This is a genomic window from Actinoplanes aureus (genome assembly GCF_015704865.1).
GTDB classification, from domain to species: Bacteria; Actinomycetota; Actinomycetes; order Mycobacteriales; family Micromonosporaceae; genus Actinoplanes; species Actinoplanes aureus.
The window spans coordinates 71,536-93,450 of record NZ_JADQTO010000027.1; the positions used below are offsets into that span (position 1 = coordinate 71,536).

The window sequence follows — 21,915 nt, forward strand, 5'->3', positions numbered from 1 at the left end:
AGTCTGTCTGAATCGCCGCCCAAATTCTTCGATTTTGACCCGATATTCGACGATCGGGCAAGATTTAGTGGATTAGCCTCCCGGCCCGGCGAGACGGGGTTATGGTCGCCCGGGGATCTGCTTTCACTGAGCACCGATAGACGCAGAAAAGCCCCCGTCCGCATCGCTGACGGGGGCCTTTTCCGGAATGCTACAAACGCACTCCGAGCAGGGCATTTACTGTCCGGGACATCAATTGCGGCGCATCGGTGTCAGCACCGGCGCCGGCCAGTGCGGCCTCCGCCCACGCGTCCACCAGCGCCAACACGCCCGGCGTGTCGAGATCGTCGGCCAGCGCCTCCCGAACCGCGCCCAGCAGCCCGGCCCCGGACGGCCCGGCCGGTGCGGCAGCGGCCTCCCGCCAGCGGGCCAGCCGGTCCAGACCGGTCTTGAGCACCTCGTCGGTCCAGTCCCGGTCGCCGCGGTAGTGGTCGGCGAGCAGGCCAAGGCGTACGCCCATCGGGTCCACGCCGTCGCCGCGCAGCCGGGACACGAAGACCAGGTTGCCCCGGGACTTCGACATCTTCTCGCCGTCCAGCCCGATCATGCCGGCGTGCACGTAGTGCGCGGCGAACGGCTCCGCGCCGGTGAGCACCTCGGCGTGCGCCGCCGAGCACTCGTGGTGCGGGTAGAGCAGGTCGCTGCCGCCACCCTGCACGTCGATCGTGTCGCCGAGCAGGCCCAGCGCGATCGTGGCGCACTCGATGTGCCAGCCGGGACGGCCCGGACCCAGGTCGCCGCCGTCCCAGACCGGCTCGCCGTCACGGGCGCCGCGCCACAGCAGCGGGTCGAGCGGGTCGCGCTTGCCGGACCGCTCCGGGTCACCGCCGCGCTCCGCCGAGAGCACCAGCATCTCGTCCCGGGACAGGTGTGACTCGTAGCCGAACCGAGGTGCGGCGCTGATGTCGAAATAGACGTCGCCGGTGCCGTCCTCGAGCTTGTACGCCGCGCCCTTCGCCACCAGGTCGGCGACGTGCTCGACGATCTTCGGAATCGACTCGACGGCACCGACGTAGTGGGCCGGCGGGATGATCCGCAGGGCCTCCATGTCCTCGCGGAACAGGGCGGTCTCGCGCATCGCCAGGACGATCCAGTCCTCGCCGTCGCGCTCCGCCCGCTCCAGCAGCGGGTCGTCGATGTCGGTCACGTTCTGCACGTACCGCACGTCGTGGCCGGCGTCGCGCCACATCCGGTTCACCAGGTCGAAGGCGATCATGGTGGCGGCGTGCCCGAGGTGGGTCGCGTCGTACGGCGTGATGCCGCAGACGTACATCGTGGCGGTCGAGGCCGGCGTGCTGGGCTGCACCGACTCCCGCGCTGAATCGAAGAGCCGCAGCGGTGTGCGCCCCGGCGTTTCCGGCAGGCGGGGTACGTCGTGCCCGGTCCAAGCGTCCATGGTCGGAGCCTATCCAGCGGCACCCGCGCACACCCTGGGCGCGTGACCTAAACCTCTGTCACTAGATCGGCGGCCACGGGATGGCCGGCCAGTCCTGGGGTGGTCTCGGGAAACGGCAGGCCCGCAGCAGCCGTTTCACCCGCAGAGCGACGTGCTGCACCTCGGAGGTCGTCAGGTGCTCCTCGAGGGCCGCGCCGAGCGGCCCGGTCAGCTGCTCGGCGAGCCGGGTGAGCACCTCGGCGGCCTCGTCCGGCAGCGGCTTGCCGGTCCAGCCCCACAGCACGGTACGCAGCTTGTTCTCCACGTGGAAGCTGACACCGTGGTCCACGCCGTGCACCCCGCCGGTGGCCGGGTAGAGCACGTGGCCGCCCTTGCGGTCGGCGTTGTTGATCACCGCGTCGAAGATCGCCAGGCGGGCCAGCCGGGGGTCGTCGGCGTGGGCCAGCGCGTACGCGTCGCCGTCGTCGTCGCGGGCCGCGGCCACCGCGAACCAGCCGGCCGGCACGTCATACGCCGGGACGAAGCCGATCAGACCCTCCACCTGGGACGGCTCGTCGATCCAGAGCTGCAGCGCGCCGGTGCCCAGCGGACCGTCCCGCAGGATCGTCGGCGGCACCAGGTCCCAGCCGGTGGCCCGGGACACCAGATAGGCGGAAACCTCCCGTCCGGCCAGCGTGCCGTCCGGGAAGTCCCAGAGCGGGCGCTCGCCGCGAACCGGCTTGTAGACGCAGCGCCGGGTCAGCCCGCCCAGGCTGATCTCGGCACGCAGCGTGGTGTTCGAGGCGTCCACCAGACGCCCTTCGATCTCGATCCGGCCCCGGCCGAGCAGTTCGAGGGCGTCCGCCTCCGCGAGCACGGCCGTGGGCTCGGCAGTCACCGGTGGTAACCGTTGTGCCGGGGGCAGAGGTGGCCGGCCGGGTCCAGCGGCTGGCCACAGAGCGGGCACGGCGGCCGTCCGGCCGCCACCACGCGGCGGGCCCGGTCGATGAACGCCCGGGTCGCCTCCGGGGTCAGCCGCACCCGCAGCCGGTCCAGGTCGTCGTCCGGCTCGTCCTCGTCCTCGTCGCCGTCGACGTCGTCCTCCTCGTCGTCCGGCAGCGAACCGGACAACCCGGCCTCGGGCTCACCGGCCTCGATCGCCTCGATCACCACGGTGCCGGTGTCCACGTCGAAGGCCAGGCCCAGCGTGCCGACCCGGAACTCCTCGTCGACCGGGCTGTCCAGCGGCTCGTTGTCGTGCACCACCGGCAGCGCGGCCTCGGGCAGATCGACACCGAACCGCTTGTTCGCCTCCAGGAGGAGCTCCTCCAGCTTCTCGGCGAGCAGCGACACCTGAACCTTCTCCAGCGCCACGCTGATCACCCGGCCGCCGCCGCGGGCCTGGAGGTAGAAAGTACGATCCCCCGGCTCGCCCACCGTCCCGGCGACGAACCGCTCGGGCGGCTCGAAGGCATGCACTTGGTGGGTCATGGGGACAACCCTAACCATCGAAACGGCCGATCGCGCGGGTCACCTTGGCGGGTTCGCCGAGGGCGCAAAGCGGTACACGCTGCGGCTATACGTCGGTCACCGAGCGTAAATCAGACGCCGCCTCCGGCGCCGCCACCCACCGCCGCGTCACTCTGCGCGGCCTTCTCCCGGTCCGCTGTCGGCGGGGGTACGAGTGAGCCCAGCTCACCGGTCTCGTTGAGGCGGACCAGGAACGGCCGGGTCGGGGTGTACCGGATTACCGTGACCGACGCCGGGTCGGCCACGATCCGCTGGAACTCGTCCAGGTGCAGGCCCAGCGCGTCAGCGGCGATGGCCTTGATCACATCACCGTGGCTGCACGCCAGCCAGATCGCCTCCGGCCCGTGCTCGGCGGTCACCCGGGCGTCCCACGATCGGACCGCCGCGACGGCCCGCGCCGACATCGCGGCCATCGCCTCCCCGTTCGGGAAGACCGCGGCGCTCGGATGATGCTGCACCACCGGCCAGAGCGGCTCCTGCGCCAGCTCCTTGAGCGGGCGGCCCTCCCAGTCGCCGTACCCACACTCGATCAGGCCGTCGTCGGTCACCGGGTCCGCGTACGGCAGCGCCAGCTCCAGGGTCTGCCGGCACCGGATCAGCGGGCTGGTCACCACCGCCGCCAGGGGCAGTTCGCGCAGCCGCTCGCCGACCCGGGCGGCCTGGGCCCGGCCGGTGTCGTCGAGTTCCACCGGTTGCCGGCCGGCCAGGCCGCCGGTCGCGTTCGCCGTGGTGCGGCCGTGCCGCAGCAGCAGGACGGTCGCCACTAGCCGGCCACTCCGGACTCGTGGAACGCCTCGGCGACCAGCCGCAGCGTCGCGATGCCGCCGTCCAGGTCGCCGACGTACGGGCTGATCGACAGCGTCCCGACGCCGGCCGCCGCGTACTCCCGGAGGCGCTTCTTGACCTGCTCCTTCGGCCCGATGATCGAGGTCCGCTCGATGAACTCCTGCGGCACCGCCTCGGCCGCCTCGGCGACCTGCTTGTTCAGATAGAGGTCCTGGACCCGGCGGGCCTCGTCGGCGTAACCCATCCGGACCGCGAGCTGGTTGTAGAAGTTCTGCTCGCGGCTGCCCATCCCGCCGAGGTAGAGCGCCGCGTACCAGCGGACCACGTCGGCGCAGGCGGCCAGATCGTCGCCGACCACCACCGGGACGCTCGGCGCCACGTCGAACCCGTCCATGGTCAGGCCGCGCTTCTCGCGGCCGCGCGCGATGTGGCTCAGATGGTCGCCGGCCGCGTCCGGGGCGAAGAAGATGGCGAGCCAGCCGTCCGCGATCTCGCCGGCCAGCTCCAGGTTCTTCGGGCCGACCGCGGCCAGGTAGATCGGCACCTCGGTGCGCGGCGGGTGGAAGCCCAGCTTGATCGCCTTGCCGGCACCGCCGGGCAGCGGCAGCGTGTAGTGCTCGCCGGAGTAGGACACCGGCTGCCGGGCGACGGCCATCTTCACGATGTCCACGTACTCCCGGGTACGGGCCAGCGGCTTGGCGAACCGCACGCCGTGCCAGCCCTCGGACACCTGCGGGCCGGAGACGCCGAGGCCGAGGCGGAACCGGCCGCCGGACAGGGTGTCGATCGTGGCGGCGGTCATCGCGGTCATCGCCGGGGTGCGCGCCGGGATCTGCATCACCGCGGCGCCCAGATCGATCCGCTCGGTCTGCCCGGCGAACCAGGCCAGCATGCTCACCGTGTCCGAGCCGTACGCCTCCGCGGCCCAGACCACGGAATAGCCGAGCCGGTCCGCCTCCTGAGCCATGGCGAGATGATCGGCGGGTGTGCTCCACGCCGTCTGGTAGCCGAGGCTGAGTCCGAGCCGCACGTGCCCTCCCGAGATCTTGGTGTCCGCCGCAAAGCATATTTCCGTCCGGTAGCCGACGCGGCGCGCGGGTGCTTCAGCATTTCGCGAAGTGCAAGGTCTGAATAAGGTTCACTCATGCATCAGCGACCGCTCGGCCGAAGCGGGCTAGCGGTTTCGCGGCTCGCGCTCGGCACCATGACCTGGGGACGGGACACCGACCCCGACGACGCGGCCGACCAGCTGAAGATCTTCCTGGAGGCCGGCGGCACGCTCATCGACACCGCCGACGTGTACGGCGACGGCGACGCCGAGTCGGTGATCGGCTCGCTGCTCGACCACCTGGTGCCCCGCGACGAGGTGGTGATCGCCACCAAGGCGGGACTCACCCCGCACCGGTACCGGCCGCGCGACGGCTCCCGGGGCAACCTGCTCCGGTCGCTGGACGCGTCGCTGCGCCGGCTGGGCACCGACTACGTGGACCTGTGGCAGGTGCACGGGTACGACGCGCAGACACCGTTCGAGGAGACCCTGTCCGCCCTAGATCACGCCGTCTCCACCGGCCGGGTCCGGTACGTGGGGGTCTCCAACTTCGCGGCCTGGCAGACCGCGCGGGCGGCGACGTGGCAGTCCGCATACCCGGGACGGGCCCCGATCGTGGCCGCCCAGATGGAGTATTCGCTGCTGGAACGCGGGATCGAGCGGGAGCTGCTGCCGGCCGCGGCCACCCTCGGGTTCGGGGTGCTCGCCTGGTCGCCGCTGGGCCGGGGCGTGCTCACCGGCAAGTACCGCAACGGCCGCCCGCTGGACTCGCGAGCCGCGTCCGAGCACCTGGCGCCGTTCGTGCAGACCTACCTGGAGCCGCGCAGCTCCAGCATCGTCGAGGCGGTGGTGACCGCGGCGGGCGGCCTCGGCGTCTCCCCGCTCGAGGTGGCACTGGCCTGGATCCGGGACCGGCCCGGGGTGGCCGCCCCGATCCTGGGCGCCCGCACCGCCGGCCAGTTGCAGGGCGCGCTGCGCAGCGAGCAGCTGACCCTGCCGGCCGAGATCGCCATGGCCCTGGACGACGTCTCCGCGATCGACGTCGGCTATCCGGAACGTGAGGGTGCCGGTTACCCGCACACCGACGGATGAGCCGGCTGCTGCGTCCGCTGGTCCGCGCCGGGACCTACCGGCGTGCGGTGTTCCTGCTGCTCGGCGCGGTGCTGGCGCTGCCGTACCTGCTGGGCGCCGGACTGCTGGCACAGACCCTGATCGAGAGCGGCGCCGGCCGGCCCGACCTGCTCGCGGTCATCGCGGTGTGCGGGCTGATCGCGCTGGTGCCGCCGTTCCTGGGCGGGACCCGGGAGCTGCAGATCGTGGCGGCCCGCTCGCTGCTCGGTGTGGACCTGCCCGGCCACGACCGCGGCCACCCGCCGGAGCTGGAGACCCGGTTGCGCGCGGCGGTCTGGTTCGGCCTGCACCTGCTCAGCGGCGTGGCGATCGGCGCGGTGATGCTGTTCGCGATCCCGGTCGCGATTCTCGCCCTGGCCGGCGGCGAAGGGCTGGCGGACCGCTCCTCCTGGTGGTGGATCCCGGCCGGTCCGCTGCTGCTGATCACCTCGATCTACGCGACCGCCGGGCTGGGCCGGCTGGCCGCCACCATGGCACCGGTGCTGCTGGGCCCCTCACCCGCCCAGCGCCTGGCCGAGGCGCACGAGCAGGAGCGGCGGCTCGCCGAACGCAACCGGCTGGCCCGCGAGCTGCACGACTCGGTCGGCCACGCACTGACCGCGATGACCCTGCAGGCTGGTGCCGCCCGGGCGGTCTTCGACAGCGACCCCGGCTTCGCCCGGCAGGCGCTGCACGCGATCGAGGAGACCGGGCGCACGGCGGCCGGCGAACTGGACGCGGTCCTCGGCATCCTGCGCGACGACGCGGCCAGCAGGGCGCCCGCGCCCACCCTGGCCGACCTGGACCGCCTGCTCACCGGCGACGTCGACGCCGAGGTGGCGGCGGTGGACGTGCCCCCGCAGGTGTCCCGGGAGGCGTTCCGCATCGTGCAGGAGTCGCTGACGAACGCCGCCCGGCACGGGTCGGGGACCGCGACGCTGCGCGTCCGGTCACACCAGGAGGAGCTGATGATCGACGTGATCAATCCGCGTGCGGCCGGCGACGCCGGCCGGTCCGGCGGGCACGGCATCGATGGGATGCGGGAGCGGGTACGGCTGCTCGGCGGCACCCTCTCCGCGGGACCGGACGGCGAACTCTGGCGGGTCACCGCGCGGCTCCCGGTGGTCCGGCCATGACCAGTGTGCTGATCGTGGACGACGACGCGCTGGTCCGGGCCGGGCTGCGGGCCATCCTCGCCGCGGAACCGGACATCACCGTCGCCGGGGAGGCCGGCGACGGCACCGAGGTGCTGCCCGCCGCGCTGCGGCTGCGACCGGACGTGGTGCTGATGGACGTGCGCATGCCGCGGATGGACGGCATCCAGGCCACCCGGCTGCTGCGCGAGCGGTTCCCCGAACCGCCGAAGATCCTGGTGGTCACCACGTTCGCCAACGACGAGTACGTCTACCAGGCGCTGCAGGCCGGCGCGGCCGGGTTCCTGCTGAAACGGGCCCGGCCGGAGCAGATCACCGAGGCGGTACGGGTGGTGGCCAGCGGTGACTCGCTGCTGTTCCCGGAGGCGGTCCGGCGGCTGGCCACGGCGTACGGGCCTCCGGACGGCCGGGTCGGTGCGGCGGGACTGACCGCGCGGGAGGCCGAGGTGCTGACCCTGATGGCCGAGGGCCTGTCGAACGCGGAGATCGCCACCCGCCTGGTGCTCGGCGTCGAGACGGTCAAGTCGCACGTCGGGAACGTCCTGGCCAAGCTCGGGGTGCGGGACCGGACCCAGGCGGTCGTCGTGGCGTACCGATCCGGGTTCATCTCCCTCTGAGAGGGGGACCGGATCGCCTCGGTGCCGATGCTGCTGTGGCCGCTGTGGACCGTCGCACTCGGTGCCGCCGCCTACGGATATCACCTGCGCCGCCGGGGTGCCTGCGGGCGGTGCGACCGGCAAAACCGTGCGCATGTGGGGGTGGTGCGGGGCTCGGGGGCCGGAGCATATTAGATCGCATGGACTACGAATACGCGCCGCTCCGGTTGCCTTCGAATGTCGACAAGTTGACCGCGGCGGCGCAGCTCGCCATACAGGCCGAGTTCTCCGGCTGGGAGCTGGCCAAGGTCCAGCTCTTCCGCGACGGCACCCGGAAGGTGATGCTCCGGCGCCGGATCCAGGCCACCCCCCAGCCCAACCTGAGCTACTGAGAAGCCCGCCCGGCACCAGCCGGACGGGCTTCCTGATTCACGGCCGCGACGCGGCCGCACTCCCCCGTGCGCGCAAGAAGCGCAACCACGACGCCGGCGTCAAAGGGCGCAATGCCAGCGAGCCGAAGGCGAAGCCGACAAGCACAGCTCAGTGGTTGTGACCGGCGTGGTCGTCTTCCTCGTCGGGGAGGAAGGGGTGCTCGTCGAGGCGCCCGACCAGCTGGTCGCCCTCGACCGGCGCGAACGGCCCGCTGCCGTCGGCGTCGTCGAACGCCTCCAGGTCCAGCGGCTCGGCGACCTCGGTGACCGTGAGCAGGCCGTCGAGCGGCTCCAGCTCCGGCACGTCGAGCGACGCGAGGGATCCGTCACCGGCCTGGAGCAGCTCCAGCACGGCCTCGCCGACCGACTCGACCGGACCCGGGTCCTCGTCGTCCGGCACCGAGGTGCGGCGCGCGTTCTCGGCCACCCGCAGCAGCGCGGCCACGCTCGGCACCCGGTAGTCGCGGCGCTGCCGCACCGACACCACCTGCGGGTACGGGTCGCCCGCCGCACCGTCGGACCCGTCGCCGACCAGCCCGAACCGGCTGTCCGCCTCGTCCGGGTCGATCGACTCGACATCCCACGGCGTGACTTCCCCGTACGCGTCGAGCAGCTTCTCGTCGTACGCGTAGGAGGCGTTGTTCAGGTCGACGTACGCCTGCCAGACGTCGTCGTCGTCGATCCGCCCGGCGGCCGCCTTGACGGCCGCGAGGTGCGCCCGCGCCGCCTCGACCACCCGTTCGAGGGCGGCGTCGAGCTCAGCGTTCTGGTCGCTCATGGAAAAAGGTTCCTTCCGAAATCAGCTGTTGCGGAGCAGTCGGTCGAGCACACGCACGCCGAACTTTAGCCCCTCGACCGGAACTCGCTCGTCGATGCCGTGGAAGAGCGCACTGAAGTTGAGGTCCGGCGGGAGCCGCAGCGGCGCGAAGCCGAAGCAGCGGATGCCGAGCGTGGCGAACGCCTTGGCGTCGGTGCCGCCCGACATCAGGTACGGCACGGTACGCGCTCCCGGGTCCTCGGCACGCAGCGCCGCACCCATCGCGTCGACCAGCGCACCGTCGAAGGACGTCTCGACGGCCGGCTGCTGGTGCACGTGCTCGATATCCACGTCCGGCCCGATCACCTCGCGCAGTTCGGCGAGGAACGCGTCGGCCTGTCCGGGCAGGGTCCGGCAGTCCACGGTGGCCGAGGCCTTGCCGGGGATGACGTTGTCCTTGTAGCCGGCCTCCAGCCGGGTCGGGTTGGCGGTGTTGCGCAGCGTGGCGCCGATCAGGTTGGCGATCGGGCCGAGCTTGGCGACGGCCAGTTCCGGCTCGTCCGGGTCGAGCTCGATGTGCAGCGCCTCGCTGACCTGCTCCAGGAAGGTGCGCACGGTCGGGGTGAGCACCACCGGGAAGCGGTGCCGGCCGACCCGGGCGACCGCCTCGGCGAGCGCGGTGACCGCGTTGTCGTCGTGGATGAACGAGCCGTGCCCCGGCCGGCCATGGGCGTGCAGCCGCAGCCAGTCCAGGCCCTTCTCGGCGGTCTGCACCAGATAGAGGCGCAGATCGTCGTTGATCGTGTACGAGTACCCGCCCACCTCGCCGATCGCCTCGGTGCAGCCCTCGAACTCCTCGGGGTGGTTGCGGACCAGCCACTGCGAGCCGTACTCCATGCCGGCTTCCTCGTCGGCGGTGTACGCCAGGACGATGTCGCGCGGCGGGGTGTATCCGACGCGGCGCCACTCGCGGACCACGGCGAGCACCATCGCGTCGAAGTCCTTCATGTCGACGGCGCCGCGGCCCCAGAGATAGCCGTCCTTGATCACGCCCTCGAACGGGGGGACGGACCACTCGCTCGCGTCGGCCGGCACCACGTCGAGGTGCCCGTGCACCAGCAGGGCACCGCGGGAGGGGTCGGCGCCGGGGATGCGCGCGACCAGGTTGGCCCGTTTCGGCGCCGACTCCAGCAGCCGGGTCTCGACGCCGACCTCGGCCAGCCGCTCGGCGACGTACTCGGCGGCGGCCCGTTCGCCCACGGTGGTCCGCTGGTCCCCGGTGTTGGTGGTGTCGATGCGCAGCAGGTCCTGGCAGAGGCCGACTACCTCGTCCACGGCGGTGGTGTTCATCCGCCTTTCTTACCAGCAAGATGTGACCTGCGTTTGAGGGGAGAGCGGTAACGGGTACACCGCGGCCGTGTCTGAAGTGAATCTCCCCCCGCTGCCGCCAGTAGGCGGCGAGACCTCCGGGCGCAGCATCGTCGATGTCCTCGGCGAGCAGCACCGGGAGCTGATCAAGCTGACCGACCGGCTGACCGATCCTGGCCAGGACGACCCCCGGGTGGCGTCGGTCCTGGTCGCCACGCTCTCGCGGCACCTGTCCGCCGAGGAGCAGTACCTCTATCCGGCGATCCGGGCCGTGGTGCCGGGCGGCGACGCGATCGCCGAACGGGAACTGGCCGAGGACCGGGAGCTGCTGACGCTGATGGGCGACCTCGAGCGGACCGGCGAGTCCGGGCCGGTGGCCGCGGCGGTCCGGCGGCACGTCCAGGCCGACGCCGACGAGCTGTTCCCGCTGCTGGAGCAGATGGTTCCGGCCGAGGACATGATCCGGCTGGGCAACCGGGTGGAGACGGCCGAGGAGGCCGCACCGACCCGGCCGCATCCGCGTACGCCGTCGACACCGCCGTGGAACAAGGTGGTGGATCCGGCCCTCGGTGTGGTGGACAAGATCCGCGACATGATCACCGCCCGGACCACGTATATGCGCGATCTGAAGTGAAACGCCGATAACGCCCGGTAAGCGGAGTCTGTGCTGTTCGTTAATATGTTTGTCACGGCTTGCGGATCTTTCCCGGGCTCACAGGACTAGCTTTCGATCCCTTTCAAGTCCTAACGTCACGCTATGAACCTCGAGCTGCGGCATCTGAAGGTGGTCTGCGCCATCGCGGAGACCGGCAGCGTGACCAAGGCCGCGTCACAATTGGGCCTCGCCCAGCCCGCCCTCACCGCGCAACTGCAGCGCATCGAGCGCACCCTGGGCGGTCCGCTGTTCGACCGGGACCGCCGTGGCGCCCGCCCCACCGCCCTGGGTGAGCTGGTGCTCTCCCGCGCCCGGGTGCTGCTGCCCGCGATGAAGGGCCTGCAGGACGAGGCGGCCCGGCTCGCCGCCGGCGGGAACGAGACGATGAGCCGGTACCGGATCGGCGCGGTCGGCGGTCCGGTGGTCGCCCACCTGGTGCACCGCCTCGCGGAGGCGCAGCCGGAGGCCCAGATCACCACCCACGCGTCGTACTACGTGGACGAACTGGCCGCCATGGTGCTCGCCGGCAAGCTGGACTACGCCCAGGTCGGCGTCTGCGGCGACGCCCTGCCGTCGGCCGAGTTCGGGCTGGTCTGGCAGACCATCGCGGTCAACGCGGTCTGCGTGCTGATGCCGGAGGACCACCCGCAGGCCAAGAAGAACGAGGTGGACCTCGCCGAGCTGGCCGAGGAGCACTGGGTGGCCGGTGCCGGCGACACCTGCTTCGCGGACTGCTTCGCCGCGGCCTGCGCGCGGGCCGGCTTCGCGCCGCGCAAGATGCTCGAGACCGACGCGCGGGCCTGCGTCGACATGGTCGAGCTGGGCCTGGCGATCGGGCTGTGCCAGGCCACCTTCCGGCCACCCGCCGGGCTGGCCAGCCGGCCGCTGCGGGGCGCACCGCTGCGCTGGCGGCTGGTGCTCGGCTGGCATCCCGAGTCGCCGGCGGCCGGCAGCGCGCCGAAGCTGATGGCGCTCGCCGACGAGGCGTACCAGGACGTGATCACGCGCAACGAGGCCTACATGGAGTGGATGCGGTCCGAGCCGGAGGTCAACGGCATCACGCCGATCGCCCCGGTGCAGGAGGCCGCCTGACTTCAGGCGGCCTCCGGTGACACCTAGCGAGCGCTCGCCGGCTGCGGGCTGGACTCCACCTCGAAGGTGAGCTCGCCGTCGCGGGCGTCCACGCGGACCGTACGGCCCGGGGCGAGATCCGCCGCGAGCAGCATCTTCGACAGCTTGTTGTCCAGCTCGCGCTGGATGGTCCGGCGCAGCGGCCGGGCACCGAACTCGGGCTGGAAGCCCCGCTCGGCCAGCCAGTCCACGGCCGCGTCGGTGATCTCCAGGCCGACGTCCTGGGCGCGCAGGCGGCGGCGGGTCTCTTCGAGCATCATCTCGGTGATCCGGTGCAGCTGGTCGTTCTCCAACTGCCGGAAGATGATGATCTCGTCGATCCGGTTGATGAACTCGGGCCGCAGCTGCTCCTTGAGCCGCCGGTCGATCCGGTCCCGCAACTCCGCCTCGGCCGTGCGGCCGCCCTCGGTGGCACCGAAGCCGACGCTGCGGGTGCTGCCACTGATCAGGTCCGAACCGAGGTTGCTGGTCATGATCAGTACGGTGTTCTTGAAGCTGACCGTCCGGCCCTGACTGTCGGTGAGCCGCCCGTCGTCGAGCACCTGGAGCAGCATGTTGAAGACGTCCGGGTGCGCCTTCTCGATCTCGTCCAGCAGCACCACGCTGTACGGCCGTCGCCGCACCGCCTCGGTCAGCTGACCCGCCTCGTCGTAGCCGACGTAGCCGGGCGGAGCCCCGACCAGCCGCGACACCGTGTGCCGCTCCTGGAACTCGCTCATGTCCAGCCGGATCATCCGGTCCGGCTCACCGAAGAGCGCCTCGGCCAGCGAGCGCGCCAGCTCGGTCTTGCCCACCCCGGTCGGGCCGAGGAACAGGAAGCTTCCGACCGGCCGGTCCGGGTCGCCCATGCCGGCCCGCGACCGGCGAACCGCCTCGGCGACCGCCGCGACCGCGTCCTCCTGTCCGATCACGTGACCGTGCAGGTAGTCCTCCAGCCGCAGCAGGCGGTCCCGCTCGGCCTCGGTCAGCTGGGCCACCGGGATGCCGGTGGCCCGCGAGACCACCTCGGCGACGTCCGCGTCGGTCACCTGCGGTACGCCGCCGGAGTCGGCACCGGCACCGGCGATCTGCGCCTTCAGCTCGTTGATCTGGTCACGCAGCTGTGAGGCCTGCTCGTAGTGCTCCGCCGCCACCGCCTGGTCGCGGTCCCGGGAGAGCTGCTCGAGGAGGCGCTCCCGCTCGCGCAGTCCGGCGTCCGGCGTCTTGGTGCGCAGGCGTACCCGCGCGCCGGCCTGGTCGATCAGGTCGATCGCCTTGTCCGGCAGGAACCGGTCGGTGATGTACCGGTCCGACAGCTCGGCGGCGGCGTCCAGGGCCTCGTCGGTGATGCGTACCTGGTGGTGCGCCTCGTAGTTGTCGCGCAGTCCGCGCAGGATGGCGATGGCGTCCTCCACCGTCGGCTCACCCACCAGGACCGGCTGGAAGCGCCGGGCCAGCGCGGCGTCCTTCTCGATGTGCTTGCGGTACTCGTCGAGCGTGGTCGCTCCGATCACCCGCAGCTTGCCGCGCGCGAGCGCCGGCTTGAGCATGTTGCTGGCGTCCATGCCGCCGCCCTCGCCGCCACCACCGGCGCCGACCAGGGTGTGGATCTCGTCGAGGAAGACGATCAGGCCGTCACCGGAGGCCTGGATCTCGTCGATCACCTTGCGCAGGCGCTCCTCGAAGTCGCCGCGGTAGCGGGTGCCGGCCACCAGGCCGGCCAGGTCGAGCTGGATGACCCGCTTGTCCTGCAAGGTCAGCGGCACGTCGCCGTCCACGATCCGCTGGGCCAGGCCCTCCACGATCGCGGTCTTGCCGACGCCCGCCTCACCGATCAGCACGGGGTTGTTCTTGGTACGCCGGGACAGGATCTCCACGGCCTGCTCGATCTCGTCGGCACGGCCGACCACCGGGTCGATCTCACCGCGGCGGGCCGTCTCGGTCAGGTCCACGCCGAACTGCTCCAGCGTCGGCGTCTGCCCCGACGAGCCCCGGGAACCGCCCTGGCCGCCGCCGCCACCGCCGGAGGTCGTCTCCGGGTGGGGCATCGCGCGCGTGTCCAGCCGGCCGGCCAGCATCCGGCCGGCCGCCGAGTCGGTGTTCAGCCCGAGCGCCATCAGGATGTGCTCCGGGCCGATGTAGGAGGCGCCGACAGCGCGGGAGATCTGCAAACTGTCCAACAGGGCGCGCTTGGCGGCCGGCGTCAGTGCGACCTGCTCGGGCAGGTCACGGCCGGCGGCCCCCATCTCGGCCCGGCGGTTCGCCGCGGCGGTCCGGGCGACATCGTTGTCGGTGCGTGCGTCCAACTCGGCGAGCAGGGCCTCCGGGTCGGTGCCGGCACGGCGTACGGTCTGCTTCATCGGCTCCTGCTGGAGCACCGCCCAGAGCAGGTGGTCGGTGTCGAGGTCGGCGAGGGGGCGTTCCCCGGTCGCCAGCTCGGCGGCCCGCCGTGCCCCGTCGGTGAGCACCTGGCGGGCGTCGTTGCTCATGTATCGCGCGATGTCGAAGCGCTGCGCCGCCCGGCGCGGCTCGGCCGCACCGAAGAAGCGCGCGAACAGGTCGTCCCACTGACCGGGCCCAGCCGGCCCGAACGGTCCGATGCTCATCAGTCTCTCTTCTCCTGGTACCTCGCGGGCGGCCCGGAACGTCTGCACCGCTGCCCGGCCGCCGGGGCGGCGAATTCGTGCCCGCCCGGGTGTTAGAAGCGTGTGAGCCCGCCTCCTGATTCCCGGTTCGCGCGAAAAGTTGACTGGAGTAGGCTCAAGTTCATGGCCGCACCATTCGCCGATCCGGACCCGCGATCCCTGGCCCCGGCCTTCCAGGAGCCGACCTTCCCCGAGCCAGCATCCCAGCAGCCGCCGCCTCCGGCGGCGATATCCGCCGAGGTCGTGCCGCTGATCGTCGTCGACGGCGCGAACGTGGTGGGCTCGGTGCCGGACGGCTGGTGGCGGGATCGGGCGGGCGCGGCGGCCCGGCTTCGCGACCGCCTGGCGGCGGTCCCCGCCGCCGGCCTGAGTGACGTCCCGGCCCCGGTCGAGGTGGTTCTGGTGGTCGAGGGGCGGGCCCGGGAGATCGCGCAAGCCGCGGAGGGCGTGCGCGTCGAGCGCGCCACCGGCTCCGGCGACGACAAGATCATCGATGTGGTACGCGCATCGGCCGCGAACCGCCGCACCATCGTCGTCACCGCCGACCGGGGGTTGCGTACGCGCGCTCTCGCCCTCGGCGCCGAGGTCCGCGGCCCGTCCTCGGTCCCCCGCTGAGCCGCCGGGAGGGGCGCGCGGGTGACCCGCGCGGGTGGAAAGCGGGAGGGGTTCGCACGCGACAAGAGCCTCCCCGAGTGGCGCCGCGAACCGCCATGATCCACAATGGACGACCGTCGGGTATGCGATCGACCTGGCGATCCGCTGTGCGGGGAGCCGGAGAGAGAGCCCACCCGGGGGGCTACTCCGAATGCCCAGGGTCCGCCAAATCGGGGCATCCGAGGACGGCGGCACCAGAACCGGGCGGTAGTCTGCAATCGCAAAGAAGGATTCGTACAGGAGGCTCCACGCCTTGGCCAGTGTCGCCGAGTTAAGGGCTGCTGTCGACGCCGCGCTTCAGCAGGTCACCGAGGGGCAGGCGGCCATCCAGGCGGCCCGGGAGAAGCTCGGCGAGGCTCAGCAGAGCCTGGCCGCCGCCCTCGACGGCAGCGCCAACGACTCGGTCGGCGCCGCGCACGCCTCGCTGTCCCACGCGGACCAGCAACTCGAGGAATGCATGGGATCCACCTTGCAGGCGATCGAGCAGGCGCAGACCTACACGGCGAACCTCTGACGCGATGTCGCTGCTGCGGGAACTCGGCGCCCAGCTCCGCGCCACCTCCGACGATCTACCAACCGGGCTCGTCACGACGGCGATGGAGCGGCTCCGCAGCGCCACCGAGCTGCTGAACTGGGTGCGTGCCGAGTCCCGCCAGGACATCGGCGTACCCCAGCTGACTTTCGCCACCGAGCACGCGGAGACCGCGGCTGCCGCCCTGCGTGTCACCCAGGAAGCGATCGCGGCCTACCTGGCCGCGCTCGGGCTCTCCGGCGAGCCCGGCGCCCCGCCGGGCCAGGAGTGGCGCACCGCGCTCCAGCCGGAGGAGCGCCGCCCGGCGCCCGACGACCAGACGGCTCCCACGCCGGAGACCCTGGGCCCGTGGTGGCAGGACCGGGTCGCCAAGCTCACCGGCGAGCCCGCCCCGGCCGACCGGAAGTCCGGTCCGGAGCGGACCGACACCGCGGAGCTGCTGCGCCGGGTCGCGGCCGGCGTGCGCTCCGGTGACCGCGCCCGCCTCGGCCGGGAGCTGCACGCGGTGAACGCCTCCACCGGCCTGGGCCTGTCCGCGGTCACCTCGCCGGTGCTGCACCGTCTCGCCGGTGACCTGCTCGGGCACGAGCCCCGCCCGGAGGACGTGCCGCGCCTGCGCGGTGCCGCCGAGGGCCGGGTCCGGTCGCTGCTGCCGGGCACCGAACCGGCCGTCCTGGAGACCCTGATCGACCGGATCTGCCGGGTGCCGGTGCAGCAACAGCAGCAGAAGGACCGGCCCGCGGGGCATCCGGCCGACAACGCGGTCACCGCCGGCGTCCTGGCCGGCGTGCTGCTCGCCCGGCTCGGGCGCGACGCGGAGACGCTGCGGCCGGACGCACCGGAACCGGTTCGCCGTGACGCCGAGGACGGGGAGGGTCAACGATGACCCCAGACGTAACTGCGACGATGCCGGCAGGTCATGGCTGAATCCACCAGAGATCGGGTGATGGAGATCCGGGCCGGGCTGTCGCATGCGCTCGGCGCCGCGCAGACGGCGTTGGAGCGGGCCCAGCAGGAGGAGACCGCGGCGGTCGCCCACTGGGAACGGGTGAGCGGCGCCGCGACGACCCGGCGGCGCAAGCTCGCGGCGGCCCGGGACGAGCGGATCCGGGAGATCGACACCTGGCACGACACCGAGCTGGCCGCGCTCGCCGGTGCCGCCGCGGCGGCCGCCGACCGGGCCGCTCCGGGCGCCGCCGGGGAACTGTGGCACAGCTGGGAGCCGACCCCGCTGAACCGGGCCGCGGAGTTGCGGGTCGGCCGGCTGCTGCTGCCCGAGGCCCCGGTGCCGCACCCGGAGCGGACCAGGCGGCCGGACGGACCATGGGCCGGCGCTCCGGGTGCCACCCGGGACAGCGAACCGGAGCCCGCGCCGCTCGCCGACGAGGCGCCGCCGGAGGTGCCGGCGCTGGTCCGGCTGCTGGACCACGGGCACATCGTGGTCTCCGGCGACCAGCGGATCGGCGACGACGTGGTGGCCGGGCTGCTGCTGCGCGCGCTCGGCACGAGCGCGCCGGGTGCGGTGCAGCTGGTGGGGTACGACCCGGAGCACCTCGGCGGCGGCCTGGCCGGGTTCGCCCCGCTGGCCCCGGCCGGAGTGCTGACCTTCGCCGGGCCGCAGGATCTCGGCCCGCTGCTGGACGGCCTGGTGGGTCACGTACGGCGGATCAACGAGACGGTCCTGGCCGGGGAGTACACGTCGTTGCGGGAGCTGCACGCGGCGACCCGGCGGCGCCCGGAGCCGTGGCGGGTGGCGGTGCTGCTGGGCGCCGGGGAGCTGTCCAAGCACGAGCGGAGCCAGCTGGACCGGTTGCTGCGTAGCGGGGCGGCGTGCGGGGTGCACCTGGTGATCCGGGGGCTGGCGGTGGAGCCCGTGCCCGGAGTCGAGTTCATCACGGCGGCACCCGGTGACCGGGCGCGTGTGAGCGGGGCCGGTGATCTGCCCGTACGTCTCGATCCCGGCCCGCTGCCGACCGTGCTCACCGCGACCTGCCGGCAGATCGCCGAGGCGGTCGCGGCCGGCCCGGCGCCGGTCGCCCTGGACAGCCTGCTGCCGGAGGCCGGCACCGAGTGGCGGGAGAGCTCGTCCGCCGCGCTGACCGCGCCGCTCGGCGACAGCCCGCAGGGCGCCCGGGTCCTGGTCACGCTCAGCGACTACCCGCCGCACGCGCTGATCGCCGGGCCGTCCGGCACCGGCAAGACCAACTTCATCTACGCCTGGATGGGCGCGCTCGCCGCCCGCTACTCCCCCGCCGAGCTGGCGTTCTACCTGCTCGACTTCAAGGAGGGGGTGTCGTTCGCGCGGTTCGCCCCGGGCCGGCGCGACCCGAGCTGGCTGCCGCACGTGCGCCTGGTCGGGGTGAACGTGAACACCGACCGGGAGTTCGGCCTGGCGCTGCTGCGCTTCCTCAGTGGCGAGCTGCGGCGGCGGGCGGACGCGGCGAAACAGCACGAGGTGACCAACCTGGCCGAGCTACGGGCGGAGGACCCGGAGGGAGTCTGGCCGCGGATCGTGGCGGTGGTCGACGAGTTCCAGGTGCTGCTCTCCGGCCGGGACGCGGTCGCCGCCGAGGCCGTGGACCTGCTCGAGGACCTCGCCCGCCGGGGCCGCTCGCAGGGCATCCACCTGATCCTGGCCAGCCAGGACGTCTCCGGCATCGAGGCGCTCTGGGGCCGGCCCGCGCTGGTCGCCCAGTTCTCGCTGCGGATCGCGCTGCCCCGGGCCCGCCGGGTCCTGGCCGAGACGAACATGGCCGCCGACTCGCTGCCGCGCTACCACGCCGTGGTCAACGCCGACTCCGGCGCGGCCGAGGCCAACCGGGTGGTACGCGTACCGGCGGCCGGCGACCGGGACCAGTGGAGCGCGTTGCAGCACCGACTGTGGCGCCGCCGCCCGCCCGAGCAGGGCCCGCCCCGGCTCTTCGACGGTGACGTGGTGCCGCGCCTCGCCGAGAGCCCGGACTTCCGGGGACTGCGCCCGTCCGAGTCGCCGGCCGCCCCGATCGCGCTGCTCGGCGAGACCATCGACGTGACGGCGCGGTCCGCGCGTACCGTGCTGCGGCGCGCGCCCGGCCGCAACATCGCCGTGCTCGGCACCCGGCTCGACGAGGCCTGCGCGGTGCTCGCCACCGCGGGCCGTTCCCTCGCGGCGCAGTTCACCCCGGAGGGCGCCCGGTTCTCGGTGGTCTGCCTCGACCCGGACGCCCGGGCCGCGGCCGAGGCACTGCACGCCCGCATCCCGGAGTGCGGCTGGTACGACGGGGAGAACGTGGACTGGCTGCTGGAGGACGCCGCCGCCGAGGCGACCGCCGCGTGGCCGGCGGACCGGCCGCACTTCATCCTGATCTACGCGGCCGACGCGCTGCCCGGTGGCCGGGCGGCCGCCGAGCAGCTGCGTACCGTGCTGCGCCAGGGCCCGGAGCGCCGGCTGCACGTGCTCGGCTGGTGGCGCGGGGCCGGGCTGCTGCGGGACAGCCTCGGCGGGCACGCCTCCCGGACCGACGCGATCGGCGCGTGGGTGGCGCTGGACGTGCACGGCAGCGAGCTGTCGCCGTACTACCCGGGTGCCGGCGCGCCGAACTGGTACCCGCGCCCGTGGCGGGCCCTGCATTTCGACCGCTCGGTGCATCGAGGCGCCGAGGTGATCATCCCTTACGGAACCTCATGAGCGAATTACAACCGTCCGACTTCGAGCGCGCCGACTACCGGACCGTGCTGCACCGGCTGACCAGCCTGAACCAGCGCGCCGCCACGCTGCGCGAGGAGGCGGCCGGGTGGCACGCCGAACGGGCCGGCGCGGCCGAGGCGGCGGTCCGGGAGGCCGAGGAGAGGGTACGCGAGGCGCAGCACCGGGTGCGTGTGGCGCAGCGGGACCTGGAGCACGTGGACGCGCGTGCCGCCGGGCTCTGGTCGGAGTTCGTGCACCGGGTCGGGCCGGCCGCCGAGCGGTTCGGGCGTACCCTGCCGCCGCCCAGCATTCCCCGGCAGCGCGACCGGGAGGCCCGGGACTACCTGGACGAGGTGGAGAACCGGGTGAAGTACACCCCGCCGGCCCGGCCGCTGACCCTGGGCACGCAGGTGCTCTTCGGGGTCTTCGGGTTCGCCGGGGGCATCCTCGGGGTGCTGGGCAACCTGGTGCTGCGGCGGACCGGGGAGGCGGCCGGCGGCGACTGGCAGGCGGCCGCCCCGGTGGTGGCGCTGCTGGTCCTGCTGTGCTGCCCGATCCTCGCCGTGGTCACCGCCAAGCTGGTCGCGGACCGGCGCGGAGTCGGTCTGGACACGGCGGCGGTCGCCACCGTGCTCACCACCGGGCTGGTCACGGCGGGGCTGTTGTTCACGGCCGTGCAGTTCGCACAGCCCACCTAGAGCCGGTTCAGTGCTGGCTCAGCGTGCGGCGCTGCCGGGCCTCCTCCAGCAGTGCCGCCGGCACGTCCTCGTGCTGGCCGGCGCCGTGCGCCTCGTCGTAGCCGAGGTCGCCGGCGGGGTCGAACTCCGGGCCGGTGGCCGGGACGTCCGAGACCTGTTGCGGGTCGTCCTGCGGTTCCGTCATGCCTTCCGACACTACTCGCTCACACCCGCCTCGCGGGCACGACCAGTCCCTCGGTGAGCAGCCGCCGGGCCAGCACCAGACGGTCGGCGTCGTCGTCGAGCGGCAGGTCAGCGACCGGGTGCGGGTCGCCGTCCAGCGCGGTCTGTACGGCCGGCGCGCAGTATGCCGGGAATCGCAGTTCCCGGCCGGTGAGTCGCAGCACCACCCGGTCCGGGCCGTCGGTGGCCAGCTGCCAGCGCAGTCCGCCGCGGGCGACGATCTCGTCGTGCGGGCCGAGCGAGCCGGCGAAGTCCAGTTGCGCGAGCGGGCTGATCGGTGCCGGCCGGGCCGCCGGCCACGAGCGGTCACGCAGGCGGTTGGCGAGCGCGGCGGGGTCGGCGGTGCCGAGCCAGTCCCGCAGGGCGGCAACGGTCTCGTCCAGCTCCGGGCGGATCGCCTCCGGGTCGGCGACGTCCAGGCCGTACGGCAGGGTGGCCCGCAGGCGGGGGTCCTCCATGGCGAGGGTGAGCAGCTCCTCGACCAGGGCGTACCGGGTCAGGCCGCGGATGCCGACGGTGAGATGCAGCGAGCGGCCGCCCAGGGCCCGGGCCGAGTGCAGCCAGCCGCGCGGCAGATAGAGGGCGTCGCCCGGTTCGAGTACGACGTCGAGGGCCGGTTCGCCCTGGGCGGTGGCGGCGACCTCGTCGGCCCGGCCGCCCCAGGCCTGCTCCTCCAGGGGGTCGGGCAGCACCGGCGGGTGGACGCACCACTGCTTGCGGCCGTCGACCTGGAGCACGAAGACGTCATGGGTGTCGTAGTGGGTGGCGAAGCCCTGGCCGGCCGGCGGGGTCAGGTAGGCGTTCACCTGCAACGGCCGGTTGAGCTCGGCGCCGAGTTCGGCGGCGAAGTCGACGAGCGGGGGCCAGAGCCGGTGCAGGCCCTGCAGGACCAGGGTGGCGCCGCCGGCGTACAGGCGCATCACCTGCTCGTCGACGACCTGGTCGGCGATCTCCGCACCGGCGCCGCCGCCGCCGGTGAACCGCCCGGCCGGCAGCACCTTGCCCTGCTGCGCGACCCGCAGGAACGGGGTACGCAGCCCGCGCCGGCTGAGCAGCTCGTCCACCGCCGCCGGGGAGAGCAGGTCGGTGAAGCCGCCCGGGCCGCCGAGGTCGGCGGCCCGGGTCAGCAGAGGCGAACGGCCCCAGCGGGCACCGGCGAACTCGGCGGGGTCCAGCGTGATGACGCGGGACAGTGCCGTCATTCCGCGCTGCCGTCGGCGCCACCGTCCCGGCCGCTCGCGTTCGCACCGCCGTCGGCCGGACCCTCCCCGGAGGCTCCCCCGTCGGCGCCGCCGTCCACGGCGTTCGGGTTCGCACCGCCGTCGGCCGGACCCTCCCCGGAGGCTCCGCCGTCCGCGCCGCCATCCCGGCCGGCCGGGTTGGCACCGCCGTCAGCCGGGCCCTCTCCGGCCGAGCCGGCCGGGTCCGAGCTGATGATGTCGTCGTTACTGAGTCCCATGACCCCTCCTCACGATGGTCCCGCTGTCCTACCCGCGATGATCACGTCTAATCCGGAACCACCCCGGGTATCCCGGCGG

Annotated in this window: 22 protein-coding genes; 11 read left to right on the top strand and 11 right to left on the bottom strand. The window is 73.0% G+C overall.

The features are described from left to right. Window positions 1-190: 190 nt before the first annotated feature. From mshC to I4J89_RS39030, 5 genes are all read right to left on the bottom strand, one after another. Window positions 191-1,435 (bottom strand): cysteine--1-D-myo-inosityl 2-amino-2-deoxy-alpha-D-glucopyranoside ligase, encoded by a 1,245-nt coding sequence (mshC, locus tag I4J89_RS39010; protein WP_196419226.1) that lies wholly within the window; start codon window positions 1,433-1,435, stop codon window positions 191-193. A 61-nt stretch (window positions 1,436-1,496) separates the two neighbouring features. Further along, a complete protein-coding gene (locus I4J89_RS39015) occupies window positions 1,497-2,312 on the bottom strand; it encodes an SCO1664 family protein (RefSeq protein ID WP_196419227.1) in 816 nt (271 codons plus the stop codon). Further along, window positions 2,309-2,905, bottom strand: coding sequence for a DUF3090 domain-containing protein (locus I4J89_RS39020; protein WP_196419228.1), 597 nt, complete (start codon window positions 2,903-2,905; stop codon window positions 2,309-2,311). Before I4J89_RS39020 ends, I4J89_RS39015 begins: the two co-directional genes overlap by 4 nt. A gap of 110 nt (window positions 2,906-3,015) precedes the next feature. Further along, complete coding sequence (locus I4J89_RS39025; protein WP_196419229.1) at window positions 3,016-3,708, bottom strand: MSMEG_4193 family putative phosphomutase; 693 nt, start codon at window positions 3,706-3,708, stop codon at window positions 3,016-3,018. Continuing rightward, entirely contained in the window at window positions 3,708-4,760 is a 1,053-nt protein-coding gene (locus I4J89_RS39030) for an LLM class F420-dependent oxidoreductase (protein ID WP_196419230.1), read from the bottom strand. Before I4J89_RS39030 ends, I4J89_RS39025 begins: the two co-directional genes overlap by 1 nt. A 114-nt stretch (window positions 4,761-4,874) precedes the next feature. On the opposite strand from I4J89_RS39030, the gene I4J89_RS39035 reads away from it, so the two are divergent. The 4 genes from I4J89_RS39035 (at window position 4,875) to I4J89_RS39050 (ending at window position 8,030) form a co-directional block, all read left to right on the top strand. Beyond that, window positions 4,875-5,870, top strand: coding sequence for an aldo/keto reductase (locus tag I4J89_RS39035; RefSeq protein WP_196419231.1), 996 nt, complete (start codon window positions 4,875-4,877; stop codon window positions 5,868-5,870). Beyond that, entirely contained in the window at window positions 5,867-7,024 is a 1,158-nt protein-coding gene (locus I4J89_RS39040; protein ID WP_196419232.1) for a sensor histidine kinase, read from the top strand. The genes I4J89_RS39035 and I4J89_RS39040 overlap by 4 nt, the downstream gene beginning before the upstream one ends. Next, window positions 7,021-7,659, top strand: coding sequence for a response regulator transcription factor (locus I4J89_RS39045; RefSeq protein WP_196419233.1), 639 nt, complete (start codon window positions 7,021-7,023; stop codon window positions 7,657-7,659). The genes I4J89_RS39040 and I4J89_RS39045 overlap by 4 nt, the downstream gene beginning before the upstream one ends. Before the next feature lie 179 nt (window positions 7,660-7,838). Continuing rightward, a complete protein-coding gene (locus tag I4J89_RS39050) occupies window positions 7,839-8,030 on the top strand; it encodes a DUF5703 family protein (protein WP_196419234.1) in 192 nt (63 codons plus the stop codon). Between the two features lie 148 nt (window positions 8,031-8,178). On the opposite strand, the gene I4J89_RS39055 is transcribed toward I4J89_RS39050, so the two are convergent. Further along, complete coding sequence (locus I4J89_RS39055; protein WP_196419235.1) at window positions 8,179-8,847, bottom strand: hypothetical protein; 669 nt, start codon at window positions 8,845-8,847, stop codon at window positions 8,179-8,181. 21 nt (window positions 8,848-8,868) lie between these two features. After that, complete coding sequence (locus I4J89_RS39060; protein ID WP_196419236.1) at window positions 8,869-10,176, bottom strand: M20/M25/M40 family metallo-hydrolase; 1,308 nt, start codon at window positions 10,174-10,176, stop codon at window positions 8,869-8,871. A 67-nt stretch (window positions 10,177-10,243) separates the two neighbouring features. On the opposite strand from I4J89_RS39060, the gene I4J89_RS39065 reads away from it, so the two are divergent. Both I4J89_RS39065 and I4J89_RS39070 read left to right on the top strand, forming a co-directional pair. Further along, window positions 10,244-10,828: a hemerythrin domain-containing protein gene (locus I4J89_RS39065; RefSeq protein WP_309238669.1), complete on the top strand. Its 585-nt coding sequence runs from the start codon at window positions 10,244-10,246 to the stop codon at window positions 10,826-10,828. 123 nt (window positions 10,829-10,951) lie between these two features. Further along, window positions 10,952-11,941 carry a LysR family transcriptional regulator gene (locus tag I4J89_RS39070; RefSeq protein ID WP_196419237.1) on the top strand — a complete coding sequence of 330 codons (990 nt, stop codon included), beginning with the start codon at window positions 10,952-10,954 and terminating at the stop codon, window positions 11,939-11,941. A gap of 23 nt (window positions 11,942-11,964) precedes the next feature. On the opposite strand, the gene I4J89_RS39075 is transcribed toward I4J89_RS39070, so the two are convergent. Beyond that, the gene (locus I4J89_RS39075; RefSeq protein WP_196419238.1) at window positions 11,965-14,565 is read right to left on the bottom strand and encodes an ATP-dependent Clp protease ATP-binding subunit; all 2,601 of its coding nucleotides are present in this window, start codon (window positions 14,563-14,565) and stop codon (window positions 11,965-11,967) included. 282 nt (window positions 14,566-14,847) lie between these two features. Here I4J89_RS39075 and I4J89_RS39080 point away from each other — a divergent pair, with 282 nt between their 5' ends. From I4J89_RS39080 to I4J89_RS51330, 5 genes are all read left to right on the top strand, one after another. Further along, window positions 14,848-15,219 (top strand): hypothetical protein, encoded by a 372-nt coding sequence (locus tag I4J89_RS39080; RefSeq protein WP_309238673.1) that lies wholly within the window; start codon window positions 14,848-14,850, stop codon window positions 15,217-15,219. Between the two features lie 292 nt (window positions 15,220-15,511). Then, window positions 15,512-15,772 (top strand): hypothetical protein, encoded by a 261-nt coding sequence (locus tag I4J89_RS39085; protein WP_196419239.1) that lies wholly within the window; start codon window positions 15,512-15,514, stop codon window positions 15,770-15,772. A gap of 4 nt (window positions 15,773-15,776) precedes the next feature. Then, the gene (locus I4J89_RS39090) at window positions 15,777-16,676 is read left to right on the top strand and encodes a hypothetical protein (protein ID WP_196419240.1); all 900 of its coding nucleotides are present in this window, start codon (window positions 15,777-15,779) and stop codon (window positions 16,674-16,676) included. 60 nt (window positions 16,677-16,736) lie between these two features. After that, window positions 16,737-19,457 carry an FtsK/SpoIIIE domain-containing protein gene (locus I4J89_RS39095; protein WP_444876225.1) on the top strand — a complete coding sequence of 907 codons (2,721 nt, stop codon included), beginning with the start codon at window positions 16,737-16,739 and terminating at the stop codon, window positions 19,455-19,457. Further along, the gene (locus I4J89_RS51330) at window positions 19,454-20,155 is read left to right on the top strand and encodes a hypothetical protein (RefSeq protein WP_196419242.1); all 702 of its coding nucleotides are present in this window, start codon (window positions 19,454-19,456) and stop codon (window positions 20,153-20,155) included. Before I4J89_RS39095 ends, I4J89_RS51330 begins: the two co-directional genes overlap by 4 nt. A gap of 7 nt (window positions 20,156-20,162) precedes the next feature. Here the strand turns inward: I4J89_RS51330 and I4J89_RS39105 are convergent, their stop codons facing one another. The 3 genes from I4J89_RS39105 to I4J89_RS39115 are packed head-to-tail and all read right to left on the bottom strand — an operon-like array spanning window position 20,163 to window position 21,836. Beyond that, a complete protein-coding gene (locus I4J89_RS39105) occupies window positions 20,163-20,339 on the bottom strand; it encodes a hypothetical protein (RefSeq protein WP_196419243.1) in 177 nt (58 codons plus the stop codon). A gap of 19 nt (window positions 20,340-20,358) precedes the next feature. Further along, window positions 20,359-21,579: a cupin domain-containing protein gene (locus I4J89_RS39110; protein WP_196419244.1), complete on the bottom strand. Its 1,221-nt coding sequence runs from the start codon at window positions 21,577-21,579 to the stop codon at window positions 20,359-20,361. Next, a complete protein-coding gene (locus I4J89_RS39115) occupies window positions 21,576-21,836 on the bottom strand; it encodes a BatC protein (protein WP_196419245.1) in 261 nt (86 codons plus the stop codon). Before I4J89_RS39115 ends, I4J89_RS39110 begins: the two co-directional genes overlap by 4 nt. Between the last annotated feature and the right edge of the window lie 79 nt (window positions 21,837-21,915).